This window comes from Algoriphagus sediminis (assembly GCF_030403435.1).
Taxonomy (GTDB): Bacteria; Bacteroidota; Bacteroidia; order Cytophagales; family Cyclobacteriaceae; genus Algoriphagus; species Algoriphagus sediminis.
The window spans coordinates 180,744-206,636 of record NZ_JAUEPH010000006.1 but is presented as its reverse complement, the minus strand read 5'-3'; the positions used below and the strand labels follow the sequence as shown (position 1 = coordinate 206,636).

The following is a 25,893-nucleotide window of genomic DNA, read 5'->3' as shown; positions in this document are numbered from 1 at the left end:
TACTTGAGACGGCCCTTTGATTTTCGTATATTTGCAGCGCAAAAGAAAACTTATCTACCCTTATGCAAAAATTAAAATATATCCTCTTACTCGTTCCATTCTACTTTCTGGCATCCTGTCAGGAACAAGTGGATTATTCAGGGGTGATCACAGATGGTCACTATCTGAACGAAGCACAGGATAAAGTAACGGAAGTAATTATTCACGATATATTTTCCCCTCCGGTAGCTGCCAGGATTTACTCTTATGCTTCGCTCGGAGCCTATGAAGTTGCTGCAGCCACTGACCCGGAGTACGTTTCATTAATGGGCCAACTTAGGGGTTCAAGCCCTGTTGACTTCCAGGTATCCAAAAATGTTTATCCGCCATTGGCAGCTTTGCATGCCTACTATGAGATCGGAAAAAGTCTGATTTTCTCAGAAGATATGATCACTGAACATAGAGATGCTACCTATGAGATGCTTCGGGAAAAAGGTATTCCTGAGCAGGTTTTTGAGGAGTCAATGGATTTTGGGAACCAGGTGGCTACAGCCGTTTTGGCATATTCCAAAGAAGACAATTACCATGAAAGTAGATCTTTCCCAAAATACACCGTGACCAATGAGCCGGGAACATGGGAACCTACTCCTCCTGCCTACATGGAAGGCATCGAGCCACATTGGAATAAAATCAGAACATTTGTTTTGGACTCAGCTGCACAATTCAAACCAGCCCCGCCTCCACCCTATTCCACAGAGCCTAGCTCAAAATTCTATGAGCTCGCTATGGAAGTTTATAATGCTGGAGTGGAAGCAAATGAGGAGCAGAAGGAGATCGCTCTATTCTGGGATTGTAATCCTTACAAAATGAATGTGAAAGGTCATGTGATGTTTGCAACCAAGAAAATAACACCCGGTGGTCACTGGATGAGTATTGCGGCCATTGCGGCAAAAGCAGCTGGTACAGACTGGAAAGGAACCGCAGAAGCCTTTGCCCTGACAGGTATCTCTCTGAATGAGGCATTTATTTCCTGCTGGGATGAAAAGTATAGAAGTAAGCTGGTAAGACCTGAAACTTTCATTAATCAGTATATCGATGAAGAATGGGTTCCCTTGCTTCAAACACCTCCATTCCCTGAGCATACCAGTGGACATAGTGTAGCTTCAGCTGCATCAGCTTACACTCTTGCGCAGCTATTTGGGGATGATCTGCATATTGTAGATAGCTCCGAAGTGAATTATGGATTGCCAATCAGAGAGTTTGATTCGTTCACTGAAGCTGCGGAAGAAGCAGCCATCAGTAGATATTATGGGGGAATCCATTATTTACCCGCTATAGAAGACGGAGTGACTCAGGGTAGGGATATTGCCGAGCTGATCTGGTCAAGAATAAGTACCAAACCACAAAACATAGCTATAAAAGATTAATTCAAAAGGCAGCTGAGGCTGCCTTTTTTTATGCCCTTATCCTACTTATTCCCCTTTCCACAGGAATAAGTTTCATAAGCTGTGGATAATCAGTAAATTTTATATCAAAAGAGATAAATCTCATTTTTTACTTATACAAAGAAAACTCATGTCAAAAACCATCATTGTTTCGAATCGGCTTCCAATAAGTCTAAGACATCGAAACGGGAAATTTGAATTCAAACCTAGTGCCGGAGGCCTTGCGACAGGTCTGGGATCCATATACAAGGAAGGTGAAAATATCTGGATCGGATGGCCAGGAAATACAGTAGATGATCCTGAGCAACGAGCAGAAATTATCATTGAGCTTCATGAACTTAAAATGGCTCCTGTTTTCCTTTCAAAACAGGACGTAGAAGAGTTTTATGAAGGTTTCAGTAATGAAACTCTGTGGCCAGCATTCCATTATTTCACCCAATACATGGTTTATAATCCCGATCACTGGGCAGCTTATGTAAGAGTGAATAAGATGTTTTGCGAAGCAATTCTGAAAAAAGCAGGATCGGAAGATACCATCTGGGTTCATGATTATCAGCTTCTCCTGCTGCCGCAAATGCTTAGGGAGGCCTTGCCAAATGCCACCATCGCATTTTTCCAGCATATTCCCTTCCCTTCCTATGAAATTATCCGAATGATTCCATGGAGGAAAGAACTGCTGGAGGGAATTACCGGTGCGGATCTAATCGGTTTCCATACCTATGATGACATGAGGCACTTTCTCTCCGCGGTAGGACGAATCACCGGTCTGTCAAATGAGAGTGGATATATTCAGGCTGAAAATCGAATTATTAATGTCGATTCATTTCCCATGGGAATTGATTATGATAAGTTTGCGAAGCAGGCCAAAAGTCGGAAAACCCAGAATATTGTCAAAAATTTCAGGAAGCAGGTAGGTGATCAAAAGCTACTGCTCACCATTGATAGACTGGATTATTCCAAGGGTATTCCTCAAAGGATTCAGGTCTTTGCTCAACTTCTCGAACAGCACCCCGAATTACATGGCAAAGTATCCATGATCATGATCGTGGTTCCCAGCAGGGATAAAGTTCAATCTTACAAAGAACTCAAGGAAGAGATAGATACTCTGGTAGGACGAATCAATTCAGATTATTCTACATTGAATTGGGTACCTATTCACTATTTCTATCGAGGATTCCCATTTGATGAGCTCAGTGCATTTTACAGCATGGCGGATATCGCCTTGGTGACCCCGCTACGGGATGGTATGAACTTGGTATGTAAGGAGTTTGTCGCCAGCAAAACAGACCAAACTGGCGTATTGATTCTGTCAGAAATGGCAGGTGCCTCGAAGGAATTACAGGATGCTTTGCTGGTAAACCCAAATGATCGGCAGGGATTAGTTGATACTATTTTTGAGGCGCTTTCTATGCCAGTAGAAGAACAGAAAGCAAGAATCTCTGCCCTTCAGGAAAGCCTGAAAACCTATGATATTTTCCAATGGGTAAAAGTTTTCATGGATCGGGTAGAGCATGTGAAGCAAAAGCAACAGGAGTTGAATTCCAAAGTTGTAGACGTAAAGGTCACTACAGAAATGGAAAAGAGTTTCCATGCGGCGAAAAATCCAGTCTTATTTCTAGATTATGATGGAACCCTAACCGGTTTCGTATCAAATCCACAAGATGCCAAACCCGATGAAGAGCTTAAGGGTATCGTGAAAAAACTGAGTGAAAAGGCTCAAGTAGTAATTATCTCAGGAAGAGATAAGGATACACTTGGAAAATGGTTTAAAGGGCAAAATGTAGATATGATTGCCGAGCATGGAGTCTGGGTTAAAATGCGGACCCAGAAGGATTGGGAGCTTTATGCGGATGCGGATTCCAGCTGGAAGGAGGATATCAGAAATATCATGGAATACTATGTCTTGAGGACTCCAGGAGCTTTTATCGAAGAAAAGCATCACTCTTTGGTTTGGCACTACAGAAAAGTGGAAAGCGGACTGGGAGACCTAAGAATGAGAGAGCTCTTCAGCCACTTGAAATACATGGCCAGAGGTCATAATCTCCAGGTGCTGGAAGGAAATATGGTTTTGGAAATCAAAAGGCCAGATATCAACAAAGGCCGTGCAGCCACAGCACTGATGAAAGGGCAGAAGTATGATTTTGTACTTGCTATTGGCGATGACTGGACGGATGAAGATACTTTCAAAGCCATGCCTGAGGATGCTTATTCCATCCGCGTAGGCTATGCTTACACTGCTGCTAATTACAATATAAAATCATTCAGGCAGGTAAGGAATCTGCTTGCGAAGCTGGTTTCTTAAAACAAAAACCTCTTAGGTCTTACAGACCTTTGAGGTTTCTTTTTTTATTATAGAAAATTCGGTCTATCCAGCTTCTTGCCAATCCTGATCGCAGCATTCATTAATCCCACATGCGAATAAGCTTGTGGGAAATTACCCCATTGGCTTCCTGTTTTTTGATCCACATCCTCAGAGAAAAGCTGTAAATGATTGCAGTATTTCGTCAGAGTGCCAAAGCCTTCCACTGCTTCTTCGATTCGCCCAACACAAGCTAAGGCCTCGATATACCAGAATGCACAAATTAGGAAGGTGGTTTCAGGCACTCCGAAATCATCCTCATGTTTATACCGGTAGAATAAGAAATCCTTTGCCAATAAATCCTCCTCCAGGGCCTTCAAGTGGTCATTTGCCCGCTCCAGATCATCACCAAAATATCCCATGGTAATCAACTGAAGAGTCGAGGCATCCATATATTTAGTGCCCACAGCCTGAGCATAAGCCTTCCTCTCGGGTAAATAACAAGCCTCTATTTTTTTAGTCGCCTCATCCCTAAGCTCTATCGCTTTCTGATACATGGTATCGTTTTTCATTCGAATACCAATTTTTGCGGCAGCACAGGCACCAGCCCAGTGAAACAGGAAAGTATAGCAGTGCTCCTGAGCCAAATTCCTAAATTCCCAAAGCCCGGCATCCTTCTCATGCATGGTCTCCTCGATTTTGTCAAGAAGATTCATAATCATAGGCTGAGAGGAACTTCGCTCACTTTCGGTAAATCTCTGATCGGAATATAAAGGCAATAAAGACACCAAAACCTGACCATAAAGGTCATTTTGAATATGGGTGTAGGCTTGGTTACCAAATCGCACAGGTTTGTTTCCCAGGTAACCATCCAGGTCCGAGATCTCCTCAGTTAGCAAAGAATCTGCTGTAATAGAATACAATGGCTGATACCTCCCTTTGTGATCACAAGGGAGATTCTGAATAAACTCAAAATATTTTTCAAGCTCTTCGAAGTGACCTATCCCACTGAAAGCAGTAAGCGTGTAATACGTGTCCCGGATCCAACAGAATCGATAGTCCCAGTTCCGGGTACTCCCGGGAGACTCTGGCAAGCTGGTCGTGGAAGCAGCAATAATCGCCCCGGTATCTTCATATTGATGAATTTTCAGGATTAAGGCGGACCTTAATACCAGCTTCTGGTGGAAATTAAAAATATGCGTTGATTTCACCCAAGCCTGCCAATAGCTGGTGGTTTCATTTAAAAACCTCTCCGAAGTGGTCTCAATGGGTGCTTCCAAAGGTCGCCCATAAGTAAGCACCAAATAAATAGTTTTATGAAGGGCAAAGGGCTTCCCGCTTTGGATGTAGCTTAAAGGTGCATTGCTGGTCAGACGAAGCTCCTGATCTATGCCCATATATCGGATATGATTACTACCGAAAGTTGGCGTCAACTGTCTTTCCCCACGATCTGCCACAGGCTGGCAATTAATAGTAACTACCGGAGATCCTGAGGTACACTCGACCTTTCGGATCAACATCAATGGTTTATAGTACCGATCGTAATTTTTAAAGCGGGGAGCAAAGTCAGTCACCTTGTATGAACCCTGGTCATAGCTCACGGTAGTTTCGAGAACATTTGTGTTTTCTACGTAAGCCTGTGCGGTTTCAAAATCATCCGAACCAGGTAATATGGTGAACTTCCCCCCTTTTTTTCTATCCAGCATCCCACCAAATACAAAGTCAGAATCAAATCTTGGGAAGCATAGCCAGCTGATGTTAGTATCCTTCTCCACATGCGCGATATAGGCGCAATTCCCAATTAGGCCGGAGCCATAAATATGTTTATCCATTCGAATAGGTTTAAAAATAGAAAGTGAATAGGTCTGAGCTTTGGCAAGAAAGTAAATGGGAGGGTACTATCCAAAAAACATGAATTTTCAAGCAGCAAAAAGTAAGTGCCAACTCTTTAAATAAAAGCAGCTACTTTTAAAAATACAGCTTCTTCGCTTGGATATACTCCTCCACTTTTTCAGGAAGAAGATACTTTACGGAGAGATCGTTCTTGATCGAATCACGAATAAATGTAGCTGAGATATCCAGGAGCGGAGCCTCAATCCAGTTTAGCGAATCATGATCAAAACCAGGAGAATCTCCTGGTCTGGGATAAACGAAAATCTCATAATGTTCTAGAATCTGCTCGTAGTTTTTCCAGCGCTTAAGCTGCTTTACACTATCTGAACCTAAAAACAAGGAAAACTGATGCTGTGGATACTGATCACTGAGATAAGCCAGCGTATCAATAGTATAGCTGGGCTTTGGCATCTTGAACTCTACATCGCTGGCACGAAAGTGAAAATTATCTTCGATCGCCAGTTCCACCATTCGTAGTCTGTCATGCTCATGAACTAGAGATTTTCTTTTCTTAAGAGGGTTTTGCGGGCTGACCACAAACCATACCTGATCCAAATCTGAGCGATCATAGATAGTATTGGCTATGATCAAGTGACCAACATGAATAGGGTTAAATGAGCCGAAATAAAGTCCGATCTTCAAAACTATCGGGCTATAAATTCACTCACTAAATATTTTGCTTCAGCTGAGGATTTGGCAAAATCATCATTGACCACGGTAACATCAAACTGAGGCTCAAACTGTGCTTCGAACTCAGCTTTGTAAAGTCGACGAGAGAGGGATTCCTCTGATTCGGTTCCCCGGTCTTTTAATCGCTCCTCTAGAACCTCCAGACTGGGGACTTTTACAAAAATAGCCAGGGCCTTATCACCAAAATATTTTTTCAAGGCAAGGCCCCCTTTTACATCGACATCGAAGATTACCGTTCGACCTTCATCCCAGATTCTTTGAACTTCTTCCTTCAGAGTGCCATAAAAATTTCCTGCATACACTTCCTCCCATTCCACAAAAGCATCTTCATCGATTTTTCGCTTAAACTCCTCCTGACTTAAAAAATAGTAATCTTTTCCATGCACCTCATGCCTTCCCCTTCGATCCCGGGTACAGGCTGAAATCGAAAAGCCTAGCTCAGGAATCTCCTCCACCAGATGCCTGACCAGTGAAGTCTTCCCAGACCCCGATGGGGCCGAAAAAATTATGGCTTTTCCTCCGGGCATGTTTATTTTAATTCTTGGATTTTGCTTCTGATAGATTCAGCCAGCTGTGGAGGTAATTTCTGCTTCGTGCACTTTTTCTTTAGCACATCACGAATCGCCTGCTCCAGGTGAAAATGCTCAAAGCAAGGCTGGCACTTCGCCAACTTCTCTTTCAGAACTTCTTTCGAATTATCAATTTCTCCGTCCAAAATACTTTCCAAAAGCTCAAAACACTTACCAGTTTCCTGACATTGGGTCTTTCTTGGTTCGGACGCTCCTTCCATCTTATCCATCTGTAATCGTTTTTTTATAAATCCTCCTCTTCCTCGGTTTCATAGCCCATGTCCTGAGCGTAACCTTTTAATTTCACTTTTAATAAATTCCTTGCTCTGTGCAGCCGGGATCTTACGGTACCTATGGGAATGTCCAGAATTTTTGACATTTCCTCATATGTGAATCCCTCCAGATCCGCCAGAATAATCACCGTACGGAAATCAACAGCCAAACTATTTAATGCATTGGAGATCTCATCTCCCAGCATATCCTTTACGGATTCAGCCCTTAAATCCGACGTTTGTTGGTAGTTAACATTATCTGAGTTGTAATAAGTTTCAACTTCCTGATAATCTACCTTCGCCGGCTGCTTACTCTTCTTTCTATACTCATTGATAAAACTGTTTTTCAGGATACGAAAAAGCCATGCTTTGGCATTCGTTCCCTTCTCAAATGAGTTGATAAATCGGTATGCTTTCAGATAGGTATCCTGCACCAGATCCTTGGCATCGTCCTCGTCAAATGTAAGCCTGTACCCGAAATTATACATGGAATCTATGTGCGGCATAAACTCCCCATCGAAGATCGCGGTCTTTTCGGCTTCCGAATATTTTCTGCGCTTATCGTCTGACATAAGTTTCAAAAGTAAACAAAGACCGAAATTATAACTAGGAAACAAAAAGGAATTCGAGCGATTTCATTTATTTTGCTATTCGGAGCCTGACGGCCAAAGCTGTTCTCCTTCTTTCATTTTATGTTTTTCTTCCGACTGATTTCCCGCTTACCTCTCTGGGTCTTGTACCTCTTTTCAGATTTACTTTATCTGATAGCCCGCTATGTGATCCGCTATCGCAAAAAAGTGATTGATGAAAATCTTACTCATGCTTTTCCCGACAAAAGCCCAAAGGAAATTAAGGACATCAGAAATAAGTTCTATAGAAACTTTACCGATGCTTTCATTGCCGAAACCATCAAGCTCCTGACCATTTCGGAGGAAGAATTCAGACGAAGATTTGTGATAGTCAATCAGCAGGACCTTGACCAACCTGTAAATAATGGGGTGAGCTCCCTCATGATGGCAGGACATATCTTCAATTGGGAATGGGGAGTGGTCGGTTCTAATTTATATTCAAAAGTACCTGTAGAGACTGTTTATCTTAAAGTGAATAATCCCTTTTTCAATAATCTGATGAAAACCATTCGAACAAGATTCGGTGGATATGTGACTGAAAAAAAGGAGTTTCGTAGAGGGATGCTTACCTTGGGGAGAGACCCTAGAATAGTTCTATTGGGCTCAGATCAGCGGCCACCCTCTTCAGAAAATCGTTATCAGCGAGAATTCCTGAATCGTCCTGCCGTCTTTTTTGAAGGAGCAGAATTCCTATCCAAAAAGAAAAACCTTGTGGTGCACTATGGGAAAATGATCAAAATTAAGCGTGGACATTACCGCTATGAATATGTTCCTTTAGCAAGTCCCCCATACGACTCGGATAAGCCTCATTCGATTACCGATAGATTCTGCGAAATGCTAGAGGAGAATATTAAAGAACAGCCCGACATGTACCTTTGGAGTCATAAAAGGTGGAAACTGTAAATAAAGAGAGGAAAGAAGATAGATGGAATACCTGGATCAATTAAACCCTGAGCAACGGAAGGCAGTGGAGCATACCGACGGGCCCGTGATGATTATCGCCGGTGCCGGATCGGGAAAAACCAGAGTTCTCACCTACCGAATTGCTCACTTGATCTATGCCAAAGGAGTAGATCCTTTTCAGATTCTTTCTCTGACCTTCACCAACAAGGCTGCTTTTGAAATGAAGCAGAGAATTGAAAACCTGGTGGGTCTGGAAGCCAGAAATACCTGGATGGGAACCTTCCACTCCACATTCGCGAAAATCCTTCGCGTGGAAAGTGACAGGCTGGGCTATCCTTCGAATTTTACGATTTATGATACTCAAGATTCGAAATCCCTGATAAAGTCGGTGGTTAAGGAGATGAAGCTGGACGATAAAATCTACAAACCAGCCACAGTTCTCTCGAGGATTTCCGGGGCGAAAAACCGTCTGATTGGTTGGCAGAAATACCAGAATGATCCCTATCTGAAAGCTGACGATGAAGCTGCCATGCGTCCAAGGATGGGAGAAATCTATGAACGATATCAAAAGCGAATGTTCAAGGCCGGAGCCATGGACTTCGATGATTTGCTCTTTAATACCAATGTACTTTTCAGAGATCATCTGGATGTATTGAATAAATACCAGCAGCGATTCCGTTACATCATGGTGGATGAGTTTCAGGACACCAACTTATCTCAATACTTAATCACCAAAAAACTTGCGGCAGCGCACCAGAATATCTGTGTGGTAGGTGATGATGCCCAAAGTATTTATGCTTTCCGCGGTGCGGATATCCAGAACATTTTAAACTTCGAAAAGGACTACCCGGATCTATTTGTAGTGAAACTAGAGCAAAACTACCGATCTACGAAAATGATTGTGGACGCGGCAAACTCTATCATCGATAAGAATAAGGCCCAGCTGAAAAAGAATGTTTGGACCTCAAATATGGATGGAGAACCCATTGAGTTAATCAAAACCACTTCAGACAACGAAGAAGGTAGAATCGTGGCTACCACCATCTTTGAGGAAAGAAATAACAAAAAGCTGAACAACAGCGATTTTGCCATTCTTTACAGAACCAATTCGCAATCGAGAGCGATAGAAGAGGCATTGAGAAAGCTGAACCTTTCTTACAAAATCGTGGGTGGGCTTTCCTTTTACCAAAGAAAGGAGATCAAAGACCTCATGGCCTATCTCAGGTTTACGGTAAACCCAATGGATGAGGAAGCCTTTAAAAGAATTATTAATTATCCAAAGCGAGGAATCGGCGACACCTCTGTAGAACGCATTTTGGTAGCTGCTTACGAGCATGACATTGAACTCTGGGAGGTGGTGAAAAACGCTATGAGCTTTCTGAAAGGCCGGGCGGCAAATTCTGTGGCAGATTTCGCTACGATGATCAAAGCTTTCCAGATCGAAACAGAAAGAAAGGACGCTTACGAAGCAGCTGAGAGCATTGCAAAGCAAAGTGGACTCTTAAGAGAGCTTTATTCCGACAAAACCATCGAGGGGCTCAATCGCTATGAAAACGTTCAGGAACTACTCAATGCGATCAAGGAATATGTGGACAATGAGGAAAATGAAGATAAAAGCCTAGGAGCTTTTCTTCAGGAAATTGCTTTGCTGACGGATAATGATCAGGATAAAGACACCAGTGATGCCATCACCGTCATGACCATTCACTCTTCTAAAGGACTGGAATTTAAGCAGGTATTCGTGGTGGGAATGGAAGAAGATCTCTTCCCCTCTCAAATGATGATGCAGAGCCGTGAAGATCTGGAAGAAGAGCGAAGACTCTTTTACGTTGCGACCACTAGAGCGAAAGAGAAACTCTATCTCTCTTATGCTGTAACACGCTATAGATTTGGGCGGTTATTGAACTGTGAGCCTAGTCGCTTTTTAGAAGAAGTAGATCCGAGGTGTATCAAAGTGAATAAAAAAGCTTCGAGTCGAGATATGCCAGGAGCCTTTAGAAAAGAAGGATTGCCAGGTTCGGAAGGGCGGTCAGGGTTTGTAGGAATCAAAAGAAAACCGCAAAGCCGAATGCCGACTCAGAAAAAAATTCACACACCTAGTCCGGACTTTAAACCTTCCAATACCAATAACTTACAGGCAGAACAGTTAGTGGAGCACCCAAAATTCGGTTTTGGTAAGGTGAGAAAGATAGAAGTGGAAGGCTTAAATAGAAAGGCTACAATCAATTTTGAACATTTTGGAGAGAAAACATTATTACTTAGCTTTGCGAAGCTCAGGATAATAGATTAATCACGAGTAGTCCACGATTTTTCCCCTTTAAAGTGGAACTAGAAACCCAAGGTGATTCCTGAAGAAAAAGAAAAAATAAACACGCACATTTTGAAAGAATACGGCAAAAACATCCAAGGTCTGGTAGATCATCTTTTGACTATTGAGGATCGTGAAAAAAGAACTCAGAGCGCCTACACAGTAATCGATGTTATCAAAAGGCTGAATCCCCAATGGAGACAGGAAAATGATCAGAAACTTTGGGATGATCTGTACATCATGTCGGATTTTAAGTTAGAGGTGGATTCACCATTTCCTATGCCGGATAAAAAAATCCTCGGAAGAAAGCCTCTACCCATTGGCTACCCAAAAGGAGAGATTCGATTCAAGCACTATGGCCGAAACATAGAAAAACTCATTGAATTGGCGATAGAAATGGAAGATGACGAAGAGCAGGAAGAGGCGATTATCTATATCGGGCAGCTTATGAGAAGTTTTCATTCCACCTGGAACCGAGATAATTTCGATGATGGCATAATCTTGGATGATATTAAAACGCTTTCGAAAGGGAAGTTGCATATCGATCTGGATAAGGTGAAAGAAAACGGACTTTTCGAATCCAATACCAGGAGAGACTTTAAAACTCAATCCTCCACCAGTCGCAGCAACAACAACAATAATAAAAACCGTCGGGGCAATAAGCGTAGAAGTAATCATAAAAAACGAAGAAATTAATGGGATCATTCCGGGTCAGAGGAGGAACTAAGCTACAAGGCGAAATCACTCCTCAGGGGGCAAAAAATGAAGCTTTACAAATTTTATGCGGTGTCCTTCTGACACCGGAAAAAATGACCCTCCGAAAAGTCCCCAACATTCGGGACGTGAATAAGCTCATCGACCTGCTCGGAGACATGGGCGTAAAGATCACCAAACTAGGTCCCGAAGCATATACTTTTCAGGCAGATGAGATTAACCTGGACTATCTGGAAACAGAAGAATTCTTAGTAAAAGCCTCCTCCCTTAGAGGCTCCGTGATGATCCTAGGCCCTCTTTTAGCCAGGTTTGGAACTGGAAAGCTTTCCAAGCCAGGAGGAGATAAAATTGGTCGAAGAAGAATGGATACCCACTTTGTGGGCTTCCAAAAGCTAGGCGCAAAATTCGGCTACGATTCCAAAAGAGAGATTTTCCACATTGATGGAAAGAACCTTAAGGGTACCTATATGCTGTTGGATGAAGCTTCGGTAACAGGCACAGCGAATATCGTTATGGCCGCATCTATGGCCGAAGGAAAAACCACCATTTATAATGCAGCCTGTGAGCCTTACCTCCAGCAGCTTTGTTCCATGCTGGTCAGAATGGGTGCGAAAATCACTGGAATTGGTTCCAATTTACTGCACATCGAAGGAGTAAAAGAGCTAGGTGGAACAGAACATACCATGCTTCCGGATATGATTGAGATCGGTTCTTTCATCGGGCTGGCTGCTATGACTGAATCCGAAATAACCATCAAGAATGCCCAGATTCCTCGCTTAGGAATCATCCCTGATACTTTTAAAAGAATGGGGATCCAAATGGAATTCCGTGATGATGATATTTATATCCCTTCCCAGAAGCATTACGAAATTGAGACTTTCATCGATGGGTCTATTTTGACCGTAGCGGATGCGATTTGGCCAGGATTCACTCCTGATCTCCTGAGTGTGGTGCTCGTGACTGCCACTCAGGCCAAGGGTACGGTTTTGGTTCACCAGAAAATGTTTGAGTCCAGATTATTTTTTGTGGATAAATTAATTGATATGGGAGCGCAAATTATCCTTTGTGATCCTCACAGGGCTACCGTCATTGGACTGGATCGAAAGACCTCACTTCGTGGAATCCGGATGACCTCACCTGATATTCGAGCGGGAGTTTCACTTCTGATCGCAGCACTTTCTGCTGAAGGAACTTCTATCATAGACAATATCGAACAAATAGATCGTGGATATCAGCATATAGATGAGCGTCTAAGAAAGCTCGGAGCTGATATTGAAAGATTGTAAAATTCGTCCCCTTATTTGGCCTAGGTGAAAAAAGTAAACGTCAAAAGAAAATTACCGGAAAACCTAGATCCCGGAGACAAAAAGCTTTTTGAGCCGGCACTAAACGCTACCTTTTCTATTCTGCCCATTTTAGAATTAGAAAATGTAGCCATTCTTCAGGATACTGTATTTGACCCTAAAAAATTCAAGTTTTATTCAGAACATACTCACACTAAGGGCTTAGGCTTTTTGCCTATCGGCAAGAGGATTCTTCACTGCTCCATCCGGAAATGGAGGACTGTAGATCATGCCATGTGGGTCAAAGATGAATGGAGCGCAAATTATTTTCACTGGCTCACTGATTGCCTGCCCAGAATCTGGGAAGGAATGAGAAAAAGCGAGGCTAAAAAGGTCTTACTTCTTGATTCATTTAAGCAGCTCCCATTTGTCACGCAGTCTCTAAAACTAATCGGGTTAGAACCTGAATTTTATAGCTCAAATGAGAATATATGGGTGAAAAAATTAGTCCTAACGTCGAGGACGGCTACATTCCCGAATTTCAATGTACCTCTCACACAGCTTACCAGAGATAAACTCCGAAAAAATTCTGAGAAAGCTCCACATCGAAAGATTTACATCAGTCGTCGCTTCGCTCCAAAGCGAAAATCCCATAATGCAAAAGACGTAGAGCTGCTTGTTAAAAAATATGGCTTTGAGGTAATCTATGCTGAAAAGATGAGTCTGAAAAAGCAGATCGAACTCATGTCAGAAACTGAAACGCTTGTTTGTCTACACGGTGCTGCCCTGACCAATATGCTTTTCCTTCCAGATAATGCTTCAGTGGTAGAACTTCGAAATGTAGGAGATAGCATTAATCAATGTTATTTTAATCTTGCTTCAGCATTAAACCTGAAGTACTACTACACGCTGAATAAGGGAGATAGTAAAAACACGATTTCCACCAATTTTACTATCGACCTCGAATCACTTGAAGAGGTTTTACAAAATTTTCAGAGCTGAGCGTCCACAAACCCGATCTCACTAGGGCTAAGAAATATTTTTTGGTAAATTCTGGGCGTTAACAAGCCCAAACCTATGTCAGAAAAAAAACTTCGTAGCCACGAATGGTACGGAAGAAAAGGAAAAGATGGATTTATCTATCGTTCATGGATGAAAAATCAGGGATTCCCACACCACCTTTTTGAAGGTGGAAAGCCTGTGATTGGAATCTGTAATACCTGGTCCGAATTCACCCCCTGTAATGCTCACTTCAAGGATTTAGCTGCAGCCCTAAAGCGTGGCATTTGGGAGGCAGGTGGTTTTCCACTGGAATTTCCAGTCATGTCGCTGGGAGAATGCTCCATCAAACCTACCGCCATGCTTTTCAGAAATCTAGCCAGCATGGATGTGGAAGAGAGCATCCGTGCAAATGCAATGGACGGCGTGGTGCTCATGTGCGGTTGTGATAAAACCACACCTTCCTTGGTCATGGGAGCGGCATCAGTGGATCTACCCACTCTTGTGCTGTCTGGAGGTCCCATGTTAGTAGGGCGATTCAAAGGAAAAAAGATAGGGACATCAGATGTCTGGAGATTTGCCGAAGATTTCAAAACTGGCAAGCTATCCCAGGAAGAATTTATTGAGGCCGAAGCAGCCATGTCTCGCTCCGTAGGTCACTGCGCCCCAATGGGTACTGCGAGCACCATGGCCGCCATGGTTGAGGCGCTAGGATTGGCCTTGCCGGACAATGCTACCATTCCTGCTGCAGATTCGCGAAGGAAGGTATTGGCGCATATGGCCGGGATTCGAATTGTAGAAATGGTCAAAGAGGATCTCAAGATGTCCAAAATCCTTAATCGGAAAGCCTTTGAAAATGCCATCATGGTAAATGCCGCCCTTGGAGGATCTACGAATTTTATCCTTCATCTCACTGCCATTGCCAAACGCATTGGAGTAGATATTGACTTGACTGATTTTGATAAGTTCTCGGCAATGATTCCTTTGATTGCGAATGTGCAGCCTTCCGGTGAACATTGGGTGGAAGACTTATTTTATGCGGGAGGACTTCCGGCAGTTTTAAAGGAAATAAAAGACAAAATCCATGTGGATAATCTCACGGTCACCGGAAAAACGCTGGGAGAAAATATAGAAGGAGCTGAATGCTATGATCGGAATCTCATTGGTACACTTGACAAACCCATTAAACCAGACTCGGGTATCGCAGTCCTCAAGGGTAATCTTTGCCCGGATGGGGCAGTCATTAAGCCCAGTGCTGCCAGCCCAAACTTACTGAAGCATACCGGGCGGGCAGTGGTGTTCGAAAACATAGATGAGTACAAGGCAAAAATAGATCAGCCTGATCTGGATATCGATGAGAACTGCGTGATGGTGATGAAAAATGTGGGACCGAAAGGCTATCCTGGCATGCCAGAGGTCGGAAACATGGGACTTCCGTCAAAGCTTCTGGAAAAGGGAATCAAAGATATGGTTCGGATTTCGGATGGAAGGATGAGTGGAACTGGCTATGGCACAGTCATCCTTCATGTATCCCCTGAATCTGCCATTGGAGGTCCTTTGGCTTTGGTGAAAAATGGAGATATTATCGAGCTGGATGTGCCCAATCGTAGCCTGAATCTTTTGATCTCAGACGAGGAAATGGAAAAGCGCAAAAAGGAATTTAAGCCCATCGAACTTCCTTATGAAAGAGGGTATGTCAATCTGTACTTAGATCGGGTGAATCAGGCCCATGAAGGAGTGGATTTTGATTTCCTTCAGGGAAGCTCAGGTTCTGAAGTTAAGCGGGATTCTCATTAAATTAAGGATATGGCAAAAACAGCAATTATCACCGGTGCGGGGCAGGGCATTGGCTTTGCGATAGCAAAAAAATTATCTCAAAAAGGCATCAATATCATCTTGAATGATTTGGAAAAGTCACTTGCAGAGGAAGCAGCAAAATCCATTTCTTCAGAAACCAAGCACCCCGTACTGGCAATCGGTGGTGATGCGAGCCGGGAGGAAATTATTTCCGGGATGATTGATCTGGCTATTTCAGATTTCCAATCCCTGGATATTGTGGTGGCTAATGCCGGCATCACGCTTTTTGGAGGGTTTTTAGATTATACCCGGGAGGACTTTAGAGAAGTGACTAGGGTCAACCAAGAAGGCACTTTCTTTTTGACCCAGGCTGCTGCCAAAGTCATGAGCGAACAGGAATCCGGAGGGGCGATACTTTTTACCTCATCCGTCACCGCTCATTCAAGTCATGAAAATCTCGGGGCTTATTCCATGAGCAAGGCAGCATTAGAAATGCTCGCTAAAAATCTGGTTTTGGAGCTGGCTCCTCTAGGAATCCGAGTAAACACCGTAGCTCCTGGTGCCACCCTCACCTCTAGAACGGCCATGGATGAAACCTATGAGTCCACTTGGTCTCGAATTACCCCGCTTAAAAAACCTGCCAGTATCGAGGACATCGCAAATGCAGCTGCTTTTCTGGTTTCCGATGAAGCTTCTCATATCACTGGGCAATCTCTCGTGGTGGATGGGGGCTGGACCAGCGTAAGCCCTTCACCCTATGAATGAATCAGTATGGTCTGAGAAAGTAAAACCCGCTCCCCCGCCCTGGAAACTCAGTGGCGAAGGAATTCTGATGCTTTATAAATTCTCAAAAGATTGGGTGGAGAATTATGCGCAGCTTCCGGATGATCTTTCTGGAAATTTCAAGGGAGGTATAGGCTATGTAATGTTGGTCAACTATCATGAATCTCCGGTTGGGCCTTATCGTGAGCTATTGATCATACCGGGAAAGTTTGAACACACCGGAAAGCATAGCATCAGCAAAATCTATGTGGATTCTGAGGCCAGCACACAAAATGGGAGAGCCAATTGGGGTATCCCAAAACATACTTTACCCTTTTCATGGGAGTCCGATGATGGGGTAGACCATATCAAGATTTTTAACGGAGATGAAAAAATCTTTGCTTGCACGGTGAAGTACAGGGGGCTAAAATTTCCCGTGACCACCAAAATTTTACCTATCGATTTACACCAGCTTTGGGTAGGAAAGGAATATCACACCAAGCCAACAGGAAAAGGCTGGGGAAAACTGGCGAGTGTAGAAATCGAAAAGTGCAATAAAAACTTCTTCCCACCCATACAGAAGCAAAGACCTCTGGCAGTGGTGAAAGTGAATCCCTTCGAAATCACTTTTCCAAAACCCAGTTATGGTTTATAAGGCATTTACCGAAGCAAAAATTATCATCACCGGTGCAGGATCAGGCATAGGAAAGGAATTGGTGGGACAGCTACAGGAATCCAAACCTCAAATCCTGGCGGTGGATTTTGATTCCAATAAGCTTTGGGAGCTTCGCGAGGAGTTTCCTGAAATAAGCACCCTCCTGGTAGATTTAAGCGAAAAATCAGGTAATAAGAAAATTCTTGATTGGGTGAAGGTAAATTGGGATCGGGTAGATTTTTGCTTTGCCAATGCAGGAAAAGCTGAATTCGGACCGAATAAAGATCAGAATTGGGGAGAAATGGATAAACTTTTTCAGCTTAATGTGCATAGTCCCATACAGCTTGGATATATGCTCAAAGAGGCCTTTCCACATCACCCCTACCGACATATCATTACTGCTTCTGCTATGGCCTATTGGCCTATCCCCGGATATAGCCTTTATGGAGCCACCAAATCCGCACTTTTGCAATGGGCAAGAACCCTTTGGGCTGAGAAAACGGGAAGTTGGCTCTCCCTGGTTTTTCCCATAGCCACTAAAACTGCTTTCTTCGAAACTGCGGGAAAGGATGTCCCTCAAGCCTGGCCCAGACAGACCGCCGAATGGGTGGCTTCTGAAACTTTGCGCGGAGCGGCAAAAGGGAAAAAGAGAATTTATCCCTCCAAACTCTTTTTCTTTATGTTGATTATTACCCGATTCTTGCGATTTTTAAAAAGGATCGTTGCTATGATTGAATACCGACGATATAAAAATTGGCTGGAAAAACAATCCGAAAGCTGAGCCTGTTAAATTTGTACAAAACCATCAATCATGAAAAAAACACTATTCTCCTTACTCTTTGCCGGGCTTCTTTTGGCCTGCCAACCTAAAGAAACTGTTCCAGATACCTTACCCATGAAAGTGGCCATGGCCTATGGCTTCGATCAAATGGATCAGGTGAATAAGCTGGGTTTTACCTGGAATGTACAACGGGATTCTGTGAATGTTTTCTCTCGAACCTACCTATGGGATATGAAAGCCCAAACGGTAGACTATTCGGATGCAGACACTGCTTATCAGTTTAGCCTGACGGCCGAAACCATGCCTGATGCACATAAGGGATTTATAAATGATAAATACTGGGCCATGATGCCATTCCAGCTGGCTTGGGATACGGGCTATACCTATGAAACGCAGGAAAATGTCCCTACTCCGATCAAAGGAACCAATTCCACAAAACTCACCATTCTGTATAACAATGAGGATGGATACAGTCCCGGGGATGCCTATGATCTCTACATTGATGAGAATTATAAGCTACTGGAGTGGACTTTCCGTCGGGGTAATGCGGTAGAGGGTGCCACCTGGACCTGGGAAAATGAGCAGAATGTAGGTCCACTGACTTTTGCGGTGGATCATATGGGAGCCGATGGCAACCGATTTATCTGGACCTCAAATATATCGGTCAACTAACCGAAGAAGCCAATATCGAAACCGGAGTGAAAGCTCCGGTTTTTTAATAGATAAAAACTACCAGCTCCTAATAACCTCCTCTACGGGCATAAATTCGAGCATGAGAAAAAAGTAGGGTTTTGACTAATTTTAAAAAAAATAAGTTTAACCAGTACAACCAATAGGAATATGCTGCGAATGCAACATATCCACTAGTTAGCAGCAATTAGAAAGGTGAAACTAATACACATCATTGCAGTCTTGACTCTTTTGACATCTTGTGGACAAGTGACTAAAAAAGCTGACCAAGAATCAGCGGTGGCAAATTCAACGGAAGTTGAACAAATCAAATTGAATTTACCCGATACAACAATTAGTTTCATGTGGAGAGATTTGAAGTACGACTCGACACTGAATGACTCCTTTAGCTCAATATTTCTGAATATGGACTACATAAACACTATGACCAGTCAAGAAAAAGCTGCGATTGGGTATGTTTCGACATTTATTGGAAACGAGTGTTGGTGGGACGGAGAAGCGAATGATGACAGAAGCAATTTAGACTGTAAAATAATTACTGCCCTTGGACTTGGTTATCAATGCTCTGAAAGCCACTTAGGGTTTTTAAGAAAATGGTTCTCAACTGACAATGAAGTTTTAGCCGAATTAGGAGATTCAAATTGCCCAACAACTCCTTACACCGCGACAATTCAAGACACATTTAGCAAGATTGTAATTAGCACAAAAGAAGATTCAATTTCTGTCTATTATGAAGCAAGTGCAGTCAATATGCGAGAGCAAGAAAGTTGGGAATGGTCAGAGACAGTTCATTTCTTTGCGACAACTGACAATTTAAAACTGATTAAAAAAGATAAATCTGAAGTCAAACTTGAAAAATTTGAAATGACTGAAGAATGAAAATAAAAACAGCCGCTAACAAATGCTGTACGCAATCCCTTCAGGACACTGCGCATAGCCAAGCCGTTGAGCCCCAATTTAGTTAACTCCAGCCTCTTGCTTCGATTTCTCAGAATTTCAAAACCTAAAAGTCACCAACTGGGTGATTTTTTTTCTAACACCACCTTCTCTAGTTCCCCCTGAACTTCATATATTTTAGTTTTTAAACCCTTTCTCCCACACTTTGCCGTTCACGTAGTGACAGGCAATTATGAATAGATAATACATGAAATCTTTCAGTCTATTATTCTGTCTAATCATTGGAATCACAAATGTCCCTGCCCAATCTGGGATTTTTAATGTTCGGGAGATTAAAATCGAAAAGACCTATGACGAAATAAGTCCTCTAGGGAAATACAGATATGATAGTGTTTCATATACAGTTGCAAAAGAACAGACAGCCTACATGTATGAGACCTTTTCTTATAAAAGTGATGAGTTCGAGGTAGAAGGCTACTCTTGTAAACCATTAAACTCTGAAGGGAAAAAGCTTCCTGTAATCATCTATAACAGAGGAGGAACGGGAAATATCGGCAAATTATCGGAAGAGGACTTACCGGATTTTTATTGGCTTGCAAAATATGGATTTGTCGTTTTTGCTTCAAATTATCGTTTTGTGGGTGAATTGGGAAAAGTCGATCAGTCTGGTGGAGATGATGTCAATGATGTGATTAACCTTTTTGAAGCGGTTCAAACACTTGATTTTGTAGACTCCGAAAACATATTTATGATGGGCGTCTCACGAGGAGGTATGATGACCTATCAAAGTATTAGACAAGTTACTGTAAAAGCCGCTGCAGTGATTGCGGGTGTGGCTGACCTTAGGCTTCAGGCTGAAAAAAGGCCAATATTTATTACAGGCTGGTCAGATTTAGATGAAGAATTCAACTATGAGGGTTTGCAGAATATTCTTCCAGAGTTTGAGAAAAACCGAAACCAACATTTCGATAAAAGGTCTGCAGTGGTTTGGGCGGATGAAATTAAGTCGCCAGTTTATATTTTACATTCAAGGCAAGACGGTAGAGTACCCGTGGACGGAGCTCTGAATCTATCTTTGAAACTCAATGAATTAGGAAAGCCCTACAAGCTTAAAATATATGATGAAAAAAGTCACGGTCTTCCATATTCAAAATTTGATTCATTCGAAGAAATCATAGCATGGTTCAAAAGCCACATGACCTGACATTCGCAAGAAAAACCTTTGTTCAGTGCCCAATTGATTATCACAACTTATGAAAAAATGAAATCAGAGGAAAATTGAATAATAGTTTTTCATCATAAAAGGATCAATGCCAAAATTGATTTTTCCTTTGCTCTATTTTACCTGGCTGTTGAGAGGCTTTCACTATACCATTTATATCTCTCCGTATCTACTTTCACATCAGCCCAAATATCTTCTATTAAAACCCCAGTGCGCTTATCAATCAAAGCCTGTATTTCATCCCGGTAGACCTGGTAGTCGTTGTAATTCGTTTGAGCAATGCTATTGAACTTGTTTTGGAAAAAGGTAACTGGATTGAACCAATAGGTAGCTTCTATCAAGGTGTTTTTATCTTGACTTTCTTTTTCAATCGGTCGAATAGCTTCTTTATTGAGTTCATTAACTAAAGCATAAGCTGAATTACTCATGGCCGAGTTAAATTTGGTCTCGTCATTGAAAGCAGTCGTTTTTGTAATCTCAGGAAATAGGTCGATGAGTTTCCTTTCAAAGACGCTGTCGTTGGCATAAAGTTCTTCCTGTTTATCTCTAACCTCGATAAATTCCGTCATCAAATTAGCCGGCTTGGAAATACTTATGCTTTGGTGCACAATAGCAGGAATTACAAAGGCAAGTAAAAGCCAAACACCAACCATTTGTAGCGTATTTCCCAAAATACTATTCCCGTTTTTTAAAATGAAAAAGAAGATGAGCGACCAAAAAGCAAGGTAAAGCAAGGTGTAAAGCAGTATCTGCCCAAAGGCTTCACTTGCATTTTTAAAGACATCCGTGAGCATGGCTCCATAGATTAATAAACCGATGGTGACCGAGGTAACCAGAAGGAAATAAAATAGGATTCGCGAAATTAGCCAACTGTTTTTTGAAGCTGTTTGCACTTCAATCAAAGGTAAAAATCCTTGTTCGGCTTCGGCACTTTTAATGTTATAGAGCAAAATCAATAACAGGAGAGGCAAAAGAAAAAGGACGACAAAAGCAAAATCTAAAGTCCCTGTTTGAAGACGTTCGGGATTGGCAATTTCCTCCGCCATATCGGCATCATATGGACTCGCCATAAAAGTCACACGCTTATAAAAACCGTATTGTTCTGCCTGTCCAATGCTATAGACCATAGCAGGCGAAGGTGTTTTGATATGATACGTCGGGGTATACCAAATGGCCCAAAATGGGCTTGCCATGTCTATCCATGGACGGCTGTCATCGGTTAGTTTACCTTCTGCATATTGTTGCTGGTATTGCTCCTTTTCGGTCTGAATTTTTTCGTGGATTTTTTCAATCTCAGCGGTCTGATTTTGATACAGACTATACCCATTATTTAAACCATAAACCCCAGCCACGATAAAAAGAAAAACAGCAAGTATTTTGAATGGATTTCTGAAGAAATGCTTCCATTCGTATAAGAATATGGTTAAATCTCTCATAAAACCTGCATTTTTTTTGCTCCGAATACAATCAAACTAAGAACCAAAATTGACCAGCCCACTAGAAGCAAAACGTCGGTTATATAATGCGGAAAAACTGAAGCCAAGGCAGTGGGCTTATACTCAAAATCGGGTACGGATTTAAAGAATTCATTATCGGCTTCCCAACCCCAATCACCAGTTTCTGAGCCTCCGTATGCATGCTTGTCATTAAGCATTTTGATAAATACCCTTCGGTAATTCTCTACTTGTACCAAAAACTCCTGATGGTGTAAATTATCATTGCCAGCAAAGCCCATACTGGCGTTTTGAAGGGAAATGAAGGGATCGAAAAGACCACCCATTTGATAACTCTTCTTTTGAGAGGCAAGTACCTTTCTCAATTCCCCAAAATGTTTATCCCACACTTTATTGCCATATTCTTCATCTTCCTGCATTACCAGTCCATCAAAGTTGATCGGCAATTGGGATAGGCTATCTACGCCATACTCCACTAAAACTTTTTCTTCCAATTCTTTAGCACGTTCATCGGAGGGATTGTGCCCGTCCAATCCTTTCGAGCGATCCTCTTGCATAGCAGCTTTAAACTCGTTTCGGCTAGGTAAATCATGCCATTTTTCCACTGAACTCATTAAAATATTGGGTAGGAAAATTGTCCAGATTATCCAAATACCTAACATAGAAGTCAAGGCGATTGTGGAGTTTTCCCAGCGTGCTGAGAAGAAAACTGTCAAACCGGTTATGATGAAATAATACAAACTGTACGAAACCAAAAGCAGCGTGGTCCGGCCTAATACCTCCACATTTAAATCGTTTAAATGGAAAAGGGAATAGGCCATTATTGTGAGTACCAAGAGCCCAACTCCGTATAGCCAAATTGAAAGTGTTTTTGCAAAAATCAGTGAAATTGGCTTGGCTCCTTGTAAAATCAATAGTTTTAATCTGCCGCTTCGTTTTTCATTGCTGATACTACTAAACGCAAGAAAAATTAATAAAATGGGCACGATATATTGTAGCAATAAAGAACTTTTGAGTTTTCCGAATTTGGAAATTGTTTGCATCTGAGAGGCCTCAGAATGTACAATTTCGTTTTGGACGTGACCTTCCAGTCTAAGCACATTTCCTGTAATGCTATTTACCCCTTCATCCAAACTGCTCAGCATATTCGCAGGTTTGAAAACATAAGTGCCATAATGAGCAGCGTTATGAGGATTCATTGCATCAATACTTTCCCATTGGGCTCTTAGCTCATTTGAAGCTGTGTTATATCTCTCAGTTTGCTTTTGTGTTTGAAAATTTCCGAGCCAAATAGACAAAAAAAGTACTAACACAAAGCCTACACTAATACCTAAAAGCCAAGGCGTCCTGCCGTAGTATTTCCATTCGTTTTTGATGATTTTCCACATAGCTTAATTGGTCATATATTCGAGGTACAATTTCTCTAGTTCATTGGCACTTACTTCTTCGCTGCGAAGTTCTTTTACCAATTCGCCTTGTTTGAGAATTCCTATACGATGACACACTTCTCTGACCCGAAAAATATCATGTGATGCCATAAGTATAGTAGCTCCATCCGCCGCTAGCTTTTTAAGGATTTCGGAGAGCTCATTACTGGCTAATGGATCCAGACCACTTGCAGGTTCATCTAGCAGATAGACTTTAGCCTTTTTGGCGTAAGCTATGGCAATACCCACTTTTTGCCGCATCCCTTTAGAATACTCAGAGACTTTTTTGTCGTGGGCATCGGATTGTAAACCGCACCTAGTAAGAAATTCATGAAGTTCTGTTTTAGAATACTTCATACCGGCTAGCTTGCAGAAATAGTCCAGGTTTTCAAGACCTGATAAATAGGGGTAGAGATTGACATTTTCAGGAATGTATCCAATAAGTTTCCGGACTTTCTTCTCTTCTTTAGAGGTTTCCATTCCTTCGATACTGACAATGCCAGAATCGGGTGATAGAAAACCTAAAAGCATGTTTATGGTGGTGGATTTTCCCGCACCATTGGCGCCTAAAAGCCCCAAAATTTCACCTTCCTTTACTTGCAAATTCAAGTTTTGCACGGCCGGTTGTCCTTTGAAGGATTTATTGACATTTTTTAATTGTATCATACTCATGTGATCATCAAACCAATCTAAACTAATGCAACTCAGTTGCAAAATAGCGAATTAATCTAGCAATATCCGAATAGTCAAAAAGACAAAATTCCTCCTGTCTGCCAGAATTTTTTAGTACAATAAAAAGTCGCTCTATCAGCAATGGGATGTGGAAAGTGAAGTCGTTGGGCTTTATCTGCTAAACATTTACAGTTATGGATTTCGGGTTTTGATCACGCCCTTTAGCAAGCCAAAAGGAAATAAAAACACAATTTTATTCCTTAAATTATATCAAATGACAACCTTTTTGAAAAAATGAAAACACTTAGAATCCTAGCCGTTACCTTAATTTTCGGAGCTCTTTTTATCACTTTGATCGGCAGTTCAAATCCGGAAAAGCAAATTCACTTGAATTCAGCTGAAAATTCAATCATTCTCCTTAAGTTCAAAACGCAGCCAAATAAGGGTTCCCAAGCCCTTGAAGAGCTGAATAAGTTGCTAGAAGAGGTGAAGAAAGAACCGAACTTCGTGTCCATAAAACTCCATGTGGATCCTAATGATGATACCAATATTCTACTTTATGAGGAATGGCAAGATTTAGCTTATTACACCGGACCACACATGGAAACTTCGCATTTGACAGGCTTTATGGCTAATTCGGTCAACTTTCTTGCCGGAGAACCTGAAATTACATTTTGGGAGATGGAGAAGGTTTTTGAGTAAGAAAGGGGTTGTATGCCTTGGACATTTTTGCAAGGCCAATAGATAATTGCGTTCGCTGTTTTAGATCGTTATCTTATTGGTTCAGATAAGTAGTTTATGAAAAGTAAAATCGGTACAGTCCTCTTAATTCTGGCAAACCTCCTGATCATTATCGGTAGCATCTTTGCATTAACAAATACTAGCCCGCTTCCTAATATTAATTTAGGAGGCTTTATTGTATTTACTTTCAGTTTCACTTTAATTTTAGTCTTGTTGAGTGTTTTTTTCAAGTTTCTAGATAAAAGCCCCGAAGATCCCAAAAGAGCTATAAAAATCTATCTTACCACAGGGCTTGTATTCTTAGTTTTTGGAAGTGGTCCCCTATTGGTAACTATATTAATGGCTAATCTCGGTCTTACTTCGGACCCTAATCCAAATCCCATATTTTTCGGAATGATGGCTGGTTTTTCATTCTGGCCTGGCATATTGTTTCTCCTAACTGCCATCATTAAAAAGTATAAGCTAAGGAAAATGTCTACTGAAATAGAAGGCTTAACGGAAAATCAGAGCTAAATTCTGAGCAGAAAATCATGACTGAGCAAGAACTATCTAATCTTAGTGACGAGGAGTTACTGGAACACGCTAAAAAGAATAAGCCTTCCCCAATATTTGATGCCTTCTTTATTGGCTTTCTGATAGGTATACTCATTTTTGGTTTCGTGGCGGATGGATTGGGGTTCCTTGCTATAATCCCTCTTTTTCTGATTTATCTTTTTCTGAAGAAACCCAAACAACAGGCCGCCATTAAGAAGGAGATGGAAAAGCGAAAGCTCTCATAAATCCCGGATCAGGCAGAGAAAAACACTCAGAAA

At 41.9% G+C, this 25,893-nt stretch carries 25 protein-coding genes; 17 read left to right on the top strand and 8 right to left on the bottom strand.

What is annotated here, in order from left to right; all coding sequences use genetic code 11:
- The first annotated feature begins 62 nt into the window (after positions 1–62).
- Together QVH07_RS14525 and QVH07_RS14520 are read left to right on the top strand one after the other, a co-directional pair.
- On the top strand, positions 63–1,406 hold the full coding sequence (locus tag QVH07_RS14525) for a vanadium-dependent haloperoxidase (protein WP_290001689.1): 1,344 nt from the start codon (positions 63–65) through the stop codon (positions 1,404–1,406).
- A 148-nt stretch (positions 1,407–1,554) separates the two neighbouring features.
- Positions 1,555–3,726 (top strand): bifunctional alpha,alpha-trehalose-phosphate synthase (UDP-forming)/trehalose-phosphatase, encoded by a 2,172-nt coding sequence (locus tag QVH07_RS14520; protein ID WP_290001684.1) that lies wholly within the window; start codon positions 1,555–1,557, stop codon positions 3,724–3,726.
- Positions 3,727–3,773: 47 nt separating this feature from the next.
- Here QVH07_RS14520 and QVH07_RS14515 read toward each other — a convergent pair whose 3' ends face one another.
- From QVH07_RS14515 to QVH07_RS14495, 5 genes are all read right to left on the bottom strand, one after another.
- Positions 3,774–5,555 (bottom strand): glycoside hydrolase family 15 protein, encoded by a 1,782-nt coding sequence (locus tag QVH07_RS14515; RefSeq protein WP_290001681.1) that lies wholly within the window; start codon positions 5,553–5,555, stop codon positions 3,774–3,776.
- A gap of 136 nt (positions 5,556–5,691) precedes the next feature.
- Entirely contained in the window at positions 5,692–6,258 is a 567-nt protein-coding gene (nadD, locus tag QVH07_RS14510; RefSeq protein ID WP_290001677.1) for a nicotinate (nicotinamide) nucleotide adenylyltransferase, read from the bottom strand.
- 2 nt (positions 6,259–6,260) lie between these two features.
- Positions 6,261–6,833, bottom strand: coding sequence for a guanylate kinase (gene gmk / locus QVH07_RS14505; protein ID WP_290001675.1), 573 nt, complete (start codon positions 6,831–6,833; stop codon positions 6,261–6,263).
- Positions 6,834–6,835: 2 nt separating this feature from the next.
- Positions 6,836–7,105, bottom strand: coding sequence for an anti-sigma factor (locus tag QVH07_RS14500; protein WP_290001673.1), 270 nt, complete (start codon positions 7,103–7,105; stop codon positions 6,836–6,838).
- A gap of 14 nt (positions 7,106–7,119) precedes the next feature.
- Positions 7,120–7,719, bottom strand: coding sequence for a sigma-70 family RNA polymerase sigma factor (locus QVH07_RS14495; RefSeq protein ID WP_290001669.1), 600 nt, complete (start codon positions 7,717–7,719; stop codon positions 7,120–7,122).
- Positions 7,720–7,818: 99 nt separating this feature from the next.
- Between QVH07_RS14495 and QVH07_RS14490 the strand changes: the two genes are divergently transcribed.
- The 12 genes from QVH07_RS14490 (at position 7,819) to QVH07_RS14435 (ending at position 20,769) form a co-directional block, all read left to right on the top strand.
- Positions 7,819–8,679, top strand: a complete 861-nt coding sequence (locus tag QVH07_RS14490; RefSeq protein ID WP_290001952.1) for a lysophospholipid acyltransferase family protein — start codon at positions 7,819–7,821, stop codon at positions 8,677–8,679.
- Positions 8,680–8,701: 22 nt separating this feature from the next.
- Positions 8,702–10,969 carry an ATP-dependent helicase gene (locus QVH07_RS14485; RefSeq protein ID WP_290001667.1) on the top strand — a complete coding sequence of 756 codons (2,268 nt, stop codon included), beginning with the start codon at positions 8,702–8,704 and terminating at the stop codon, positions 10,967–10,969.
- A 90-nt stretch (positions 10,970–11,059) separates the two neighbouring features.
- Positions 11,060–11,683, top strand: a complete 624-nt coding sequence (locus QVH07_RS14480; RefSeq protein ID WP_290001665.1) for a DUF4290 domain-containing protein — start codon at positions 11,060–11,062, stop codon at positions 11,681–11,683.
- Positions 11,683–12,987 carry a UDP-N-acetylglucosamine 1-carboxyvinyltransferase gene (gene murA / locus QVH07_RS14475; RefSeq protein WP_290001661.1) on the top strand — a complete coding sequence of 435 codons (1,305 nt, stop codon included), beginning with the start codon at positions 11,683–11,685 and terminating at the stop codon, positions 12,985–12,987. Before QVH07_RS14480 ends, murA begins: the two co-directional genes overlap by 1 nt.
- Positions 12,988–13,011: 24 nt before the next feature.
- Positions 13,012–13,986, top strand: coding sequence for a glycosyltransferase family 61 protein (locus QVH07_RS14470; protein ID WP_290001658.1), 975 nt, complete (start codon positions 13,012–13,014; stop codon positions 13,984–13,986).
- A 75-nt stretch (positions 13,987–14,061) separates the two neighbouring features.
- On the top strand, positions 14,062–15,780 hold the full coding sequence (locus QVH07_RS14465; RefSeq protein ID WP_290001655.1) for an IlvD/Edd family dehydratase: 1,719 nt from the start codon (positions 14,062–14,064) through the stop codon (positions 15,778–15,780).
- A gap of 9 nt (positions 15,781–15,789) precedes the next feature.
- A complete protein-coding gene (locus QVH07_RS14460; RefSeq protein WP_290001652.1) occupies positions 15,790–16,545 on the top strand; it encodes an SDR family NAD(P)-dependent oxidoreductase in 756 nt (251 codons plus the stop codon).
- Positions 16,538–17,197, top strand: a complete 660-nt coding sequence (locus QVH07_RS14455; RefSeq protein ID WP_290001650.1) for an acetoacetate decarboxylase family protein — start codon at positions 16,538–16,540, stop codon at positions 17,195–17,197. The genes QVH07_RS14460 and QVH07_RS14455 overlap by 8 nt, the downstream gene beginning before the upstream one ends.
- Positions 17,187–17,978 (top strand): SDR family NAD(P)-dependent oxidoreductase, encoded by a 792-nt coding sequence (locus QVH07_RS14450; protein ID WP_290001648.1) that lies wholly within the window; start codon positions 17,187–17,189, stop codon positions 17,976–17,978. The genes QVH07_RS14455 and QVH07_RS14450 overlap by 11 nt, the downstream gene beginning before the upstream one ends.
- A gap of 30 nt (positions 17,979–18,008) precedes the next feature.
- Positions 18,009–18,650 (top strand): hypothetical protein, encoded by a 642-nt coding sequence (locus tag QVH07_RS14445; protein ID WP_290001647.1) that lies wholly within the window; start codon positions 18,009–18,011, stop codon positions 18,648–18,650.
- 213 nt (positions 18,651–18,863) lie between these two features.
- The gene (locus tag QVH07_RS14440) at positions 18,864–19,547 is read left to right on the top strand and encodes a hypothetical protein (protein ID WP_290001646.1); all 684 of its coding nucleotides are present in this window, start codon (positions 18,864–18,866) and stop codon (positions 19,545–19,547) included.
- A 265-nt stretch (positions 19,548–19,812) separates the two neighbouring features.
- Positions 19,813–20,769: an alpha/beta hydrolase family protein gene (locus tag QVH07_RS14435; protein WP_290001644.1), complete on the top strand. Its 957-nt coding sequence runs from the start codon at positions 19,813–19,815 to the stop codon at positions 20,767–20,769.
- Positions 20,770–20,906: 137 nt separating this feature from the next.
- On the opposite strand, the gene QVH07_RS14430 is transcribed toward QVH07_RS14435, so the two are convergent.
- From QVH07_RS14430 to QVH07_RS14420, 3 genes are read right to left on the bottom strand one after another with little or no spacing between them, the layout of a single operon-like run.
- On the bottom strand, positions 20,907–22,223 hold the full coding sequence (locus tag QVH07_RS14430) for a DUF3526 domain-containing protein (RefSeq protein WP_290001643.1): 1,317 nt from the start codon (positions 22,221–22,223) through the stop codon (positions 20,907–20,909).
- On the bottom strand, positions 22,220–23,629 hold the full coding sequence (locus QVH07_RS14425; RefSeq protein ID WP_290001639.1) for an ABC transporter permease: 1,410 nt from the start codon (positions 23,627–23,629) through the stop codon (positions 22,220–22,222). The genes QVH07_RS14430 and QVH07_RS14425 overlap by 4 nt, the downstream gene beginning before the upstream one ends.
- Positions 23,630–23,632: 3 nt before the next feature.
- Entirely contained in the window at positions 23,633–24,334 is a 702-nt protein-coding gene (locus QVH07_RS14420) for an ABC transporter ATP-binding protein (RefSeq protein ID WP_290001637.1), read from the bottom strand.
- Between the two features lie 300 nt (positions 24,335–24,634).
- On the opposite strand from QVH07_RS14420, the gene QVH07_RS14415 reads away from it, so the two are divergent.
- The 3 genes from QVH07_RS14415 to QVH07_RS14405 all read left to right on the top strand — a co-directional run bounded on the left by QVH07_RS14415 (position 24,635) and on the right by QVH07_RS14405 (position 25,860).
- A complete protein-coding gene (locus QVH07_RS14415; RefSeq protein ID WP_290001635.1) occupies positions 24,635–25,042 on the top strand; it encodes a putative quinol monooxygenase in 408 nt (135 codons plus the stop codon).
- Between the two features lie 96 nt (positions 25,043–25,138).
- The gene (locus QVH07_RS14410; RefSeq protein WP_290001633.1) at positions 25,139–25,594 is read left to right on the top strand and encodes a hypothetical protein; all 456 of its coding nucleotides are present in this window, start codon (positions 25,139–25,141) and stop codon (positions 25,592–25,594) included.
- A gap of 17 nt (positions 25,595–25,611) precedes the next feature.
- On the top strand, positions 25,612–25,860 hold the full coding sequence (locus QVH07_RS14405; RefSeq protein WP_290001628.1) for an FUSC family protein: 249 nt from the start codon (positions 25,612–25,614) through the stop codon (positions 25,858–25,860).
- Positions 25,861–25,893: the final 33 nt, after the last annotated feature.

Excerpts from the sequence above, each read along its gene's own strand:
- QVH07_RS14525 (WP_290001689.1), top strand. The coding sequence starts at position 63 with ATGCAAAAATTAAAATATATCCTCTTACTCGTTCCATTCTACTTTCTG.
- QVH07_RS14520 (WP_290001684.1), top strand. The coding sequence starts at position 1,555 with ATGTCAAAAACCATCATTGTTTCGAATCGGCTTCCAATAAGTCTAAGA.
- QVH07_RS14515 (WP_290001681.1), bottom strand. The coding sequence starts at position 5,555 with ATGGATAAACATATTTATGGCTCCGGCCTAATTGGGAATTGCGCCTAT.
- gmk (WP_290001675.1), bottom strand. The coding sequence starts at position 6,833 with ATGCCCGGAGGAAAAGCCATAATTTTTTCGGCCCCATCGGGGTCTGGG.
- QVH07_RS14500 (WP_290001673.1), bottom strand. The coding sequence starts at position 7,105 with ATGGATAAGATGGAAGGAGCGTCCGAACCAAGAAAGACCCAATGTCAG.
- QVH07_RS14495 (WP_290001669.1), bottom strand. The coding sequence starts at position 7,719 with ATGTCAGACGATAAGCGCAGAAAATATTCGGAAGCCGAAAAGACCGCG.
- QVH07_RS14485 (WP_290001667.1), top strand. The coding sequence starts at position 8,702 with ATGGAATACCTGGATCAATTAAACCCTGAGCAACGGAAGGCAGTGGAG.
- murA (WP_290001661.1), top strand. The coding sequence starts at position 11,683 with ATGGGATCATTCCGGGTCAGAGGAGGAACTAAGCTACAAGGCGAAATC.
- QVH07_RS14465 (WP_290001655.1), top strand. The coding sequence starts at position 14,062 with ATGTCAGAAAAAAAACTTCGTAGCCACGAATGGTACGGAAGAAAAGGA.
- QVH07_RS14460 (WP_290001652.1), top strand. The coding sequence starts at position 15,790 with ATGGCAAAAACAGCAATTATCACCGGTGCGGGGCAGGGCATTGGCTTT.
- QVH07_RS14455 (WP_290001650.1), top strand. The coding sequence starts at position 16,538 with ATGAATGAATCAGTATGGTCTGAGAAAGTAAAACCCGCTCCCCCGCCC.
- QVH07_RS14450 (WP_290001648.1), top strand. The coding sequence starts at position 17,187 with ATGGTTTATAAGGCATTTACCGAAGCAAAAATTATCATCACCGGTGCA.
- QVH07_RS14445 (WP_290001647.1), top strand. The coding sequence starts at position 18,009 with ATGAAAAAAACACTATTCTCCTTACTCTTTGCCGGGCTTCTTTTGGCC.
- QVH07_RS14435 (WP_290001644.1), top strand. The coding sequence starts at position 19,813 with ATGAAATCTTTCAGTCTATTATTCTGTCTAATCATTGGAATCACAAAT.
- QVH07_RS14430 (WP_290001643.1), bottom strand. The coding sequence starts at position 22,223 with ATGAGAGATTTAACCATATTCTTATACGAATGGAAGCATTTCTTCAGA.
- QVH07_RS14425 (WP_290001639.1), bottom strand. The coding sequence starts at position 23,629 with ATGTGGAAAATCATCAAAAACGAATGGAAATACTACGGCAGGACGCCT.
- QVH07_RS14420 (WP_290001637.1), bottom strand. The coding sequence starts at position 24,334 with ATGATACAATTAAAAAATGTCAATAAATCCTTCAAAGGACAACCGGCC.
- QVH07_RS14415 (WP_290001635.1), top strand. The coding sequence starts at position 24,635 with ATGAAAACACTTAGAATCCTAGCCGTTACCTTAATTTTCGGAGCTCTT.
- QVH07_RS14410 (WP_290001633.1), top strand. The coding sequence starts at position 25,139 with ATGAAAAGTAAAATCGGTACAGTCCTCTTAATTCTGGCAAACCTCCTG.
- QVH07_RS14405 (WP_290001628.1), top strand. The coding sequence starts at position 25,612 with ATGACTGAGCAAGAACTATCTAATCTTAGTGACGAGGAGTTACTGGAA.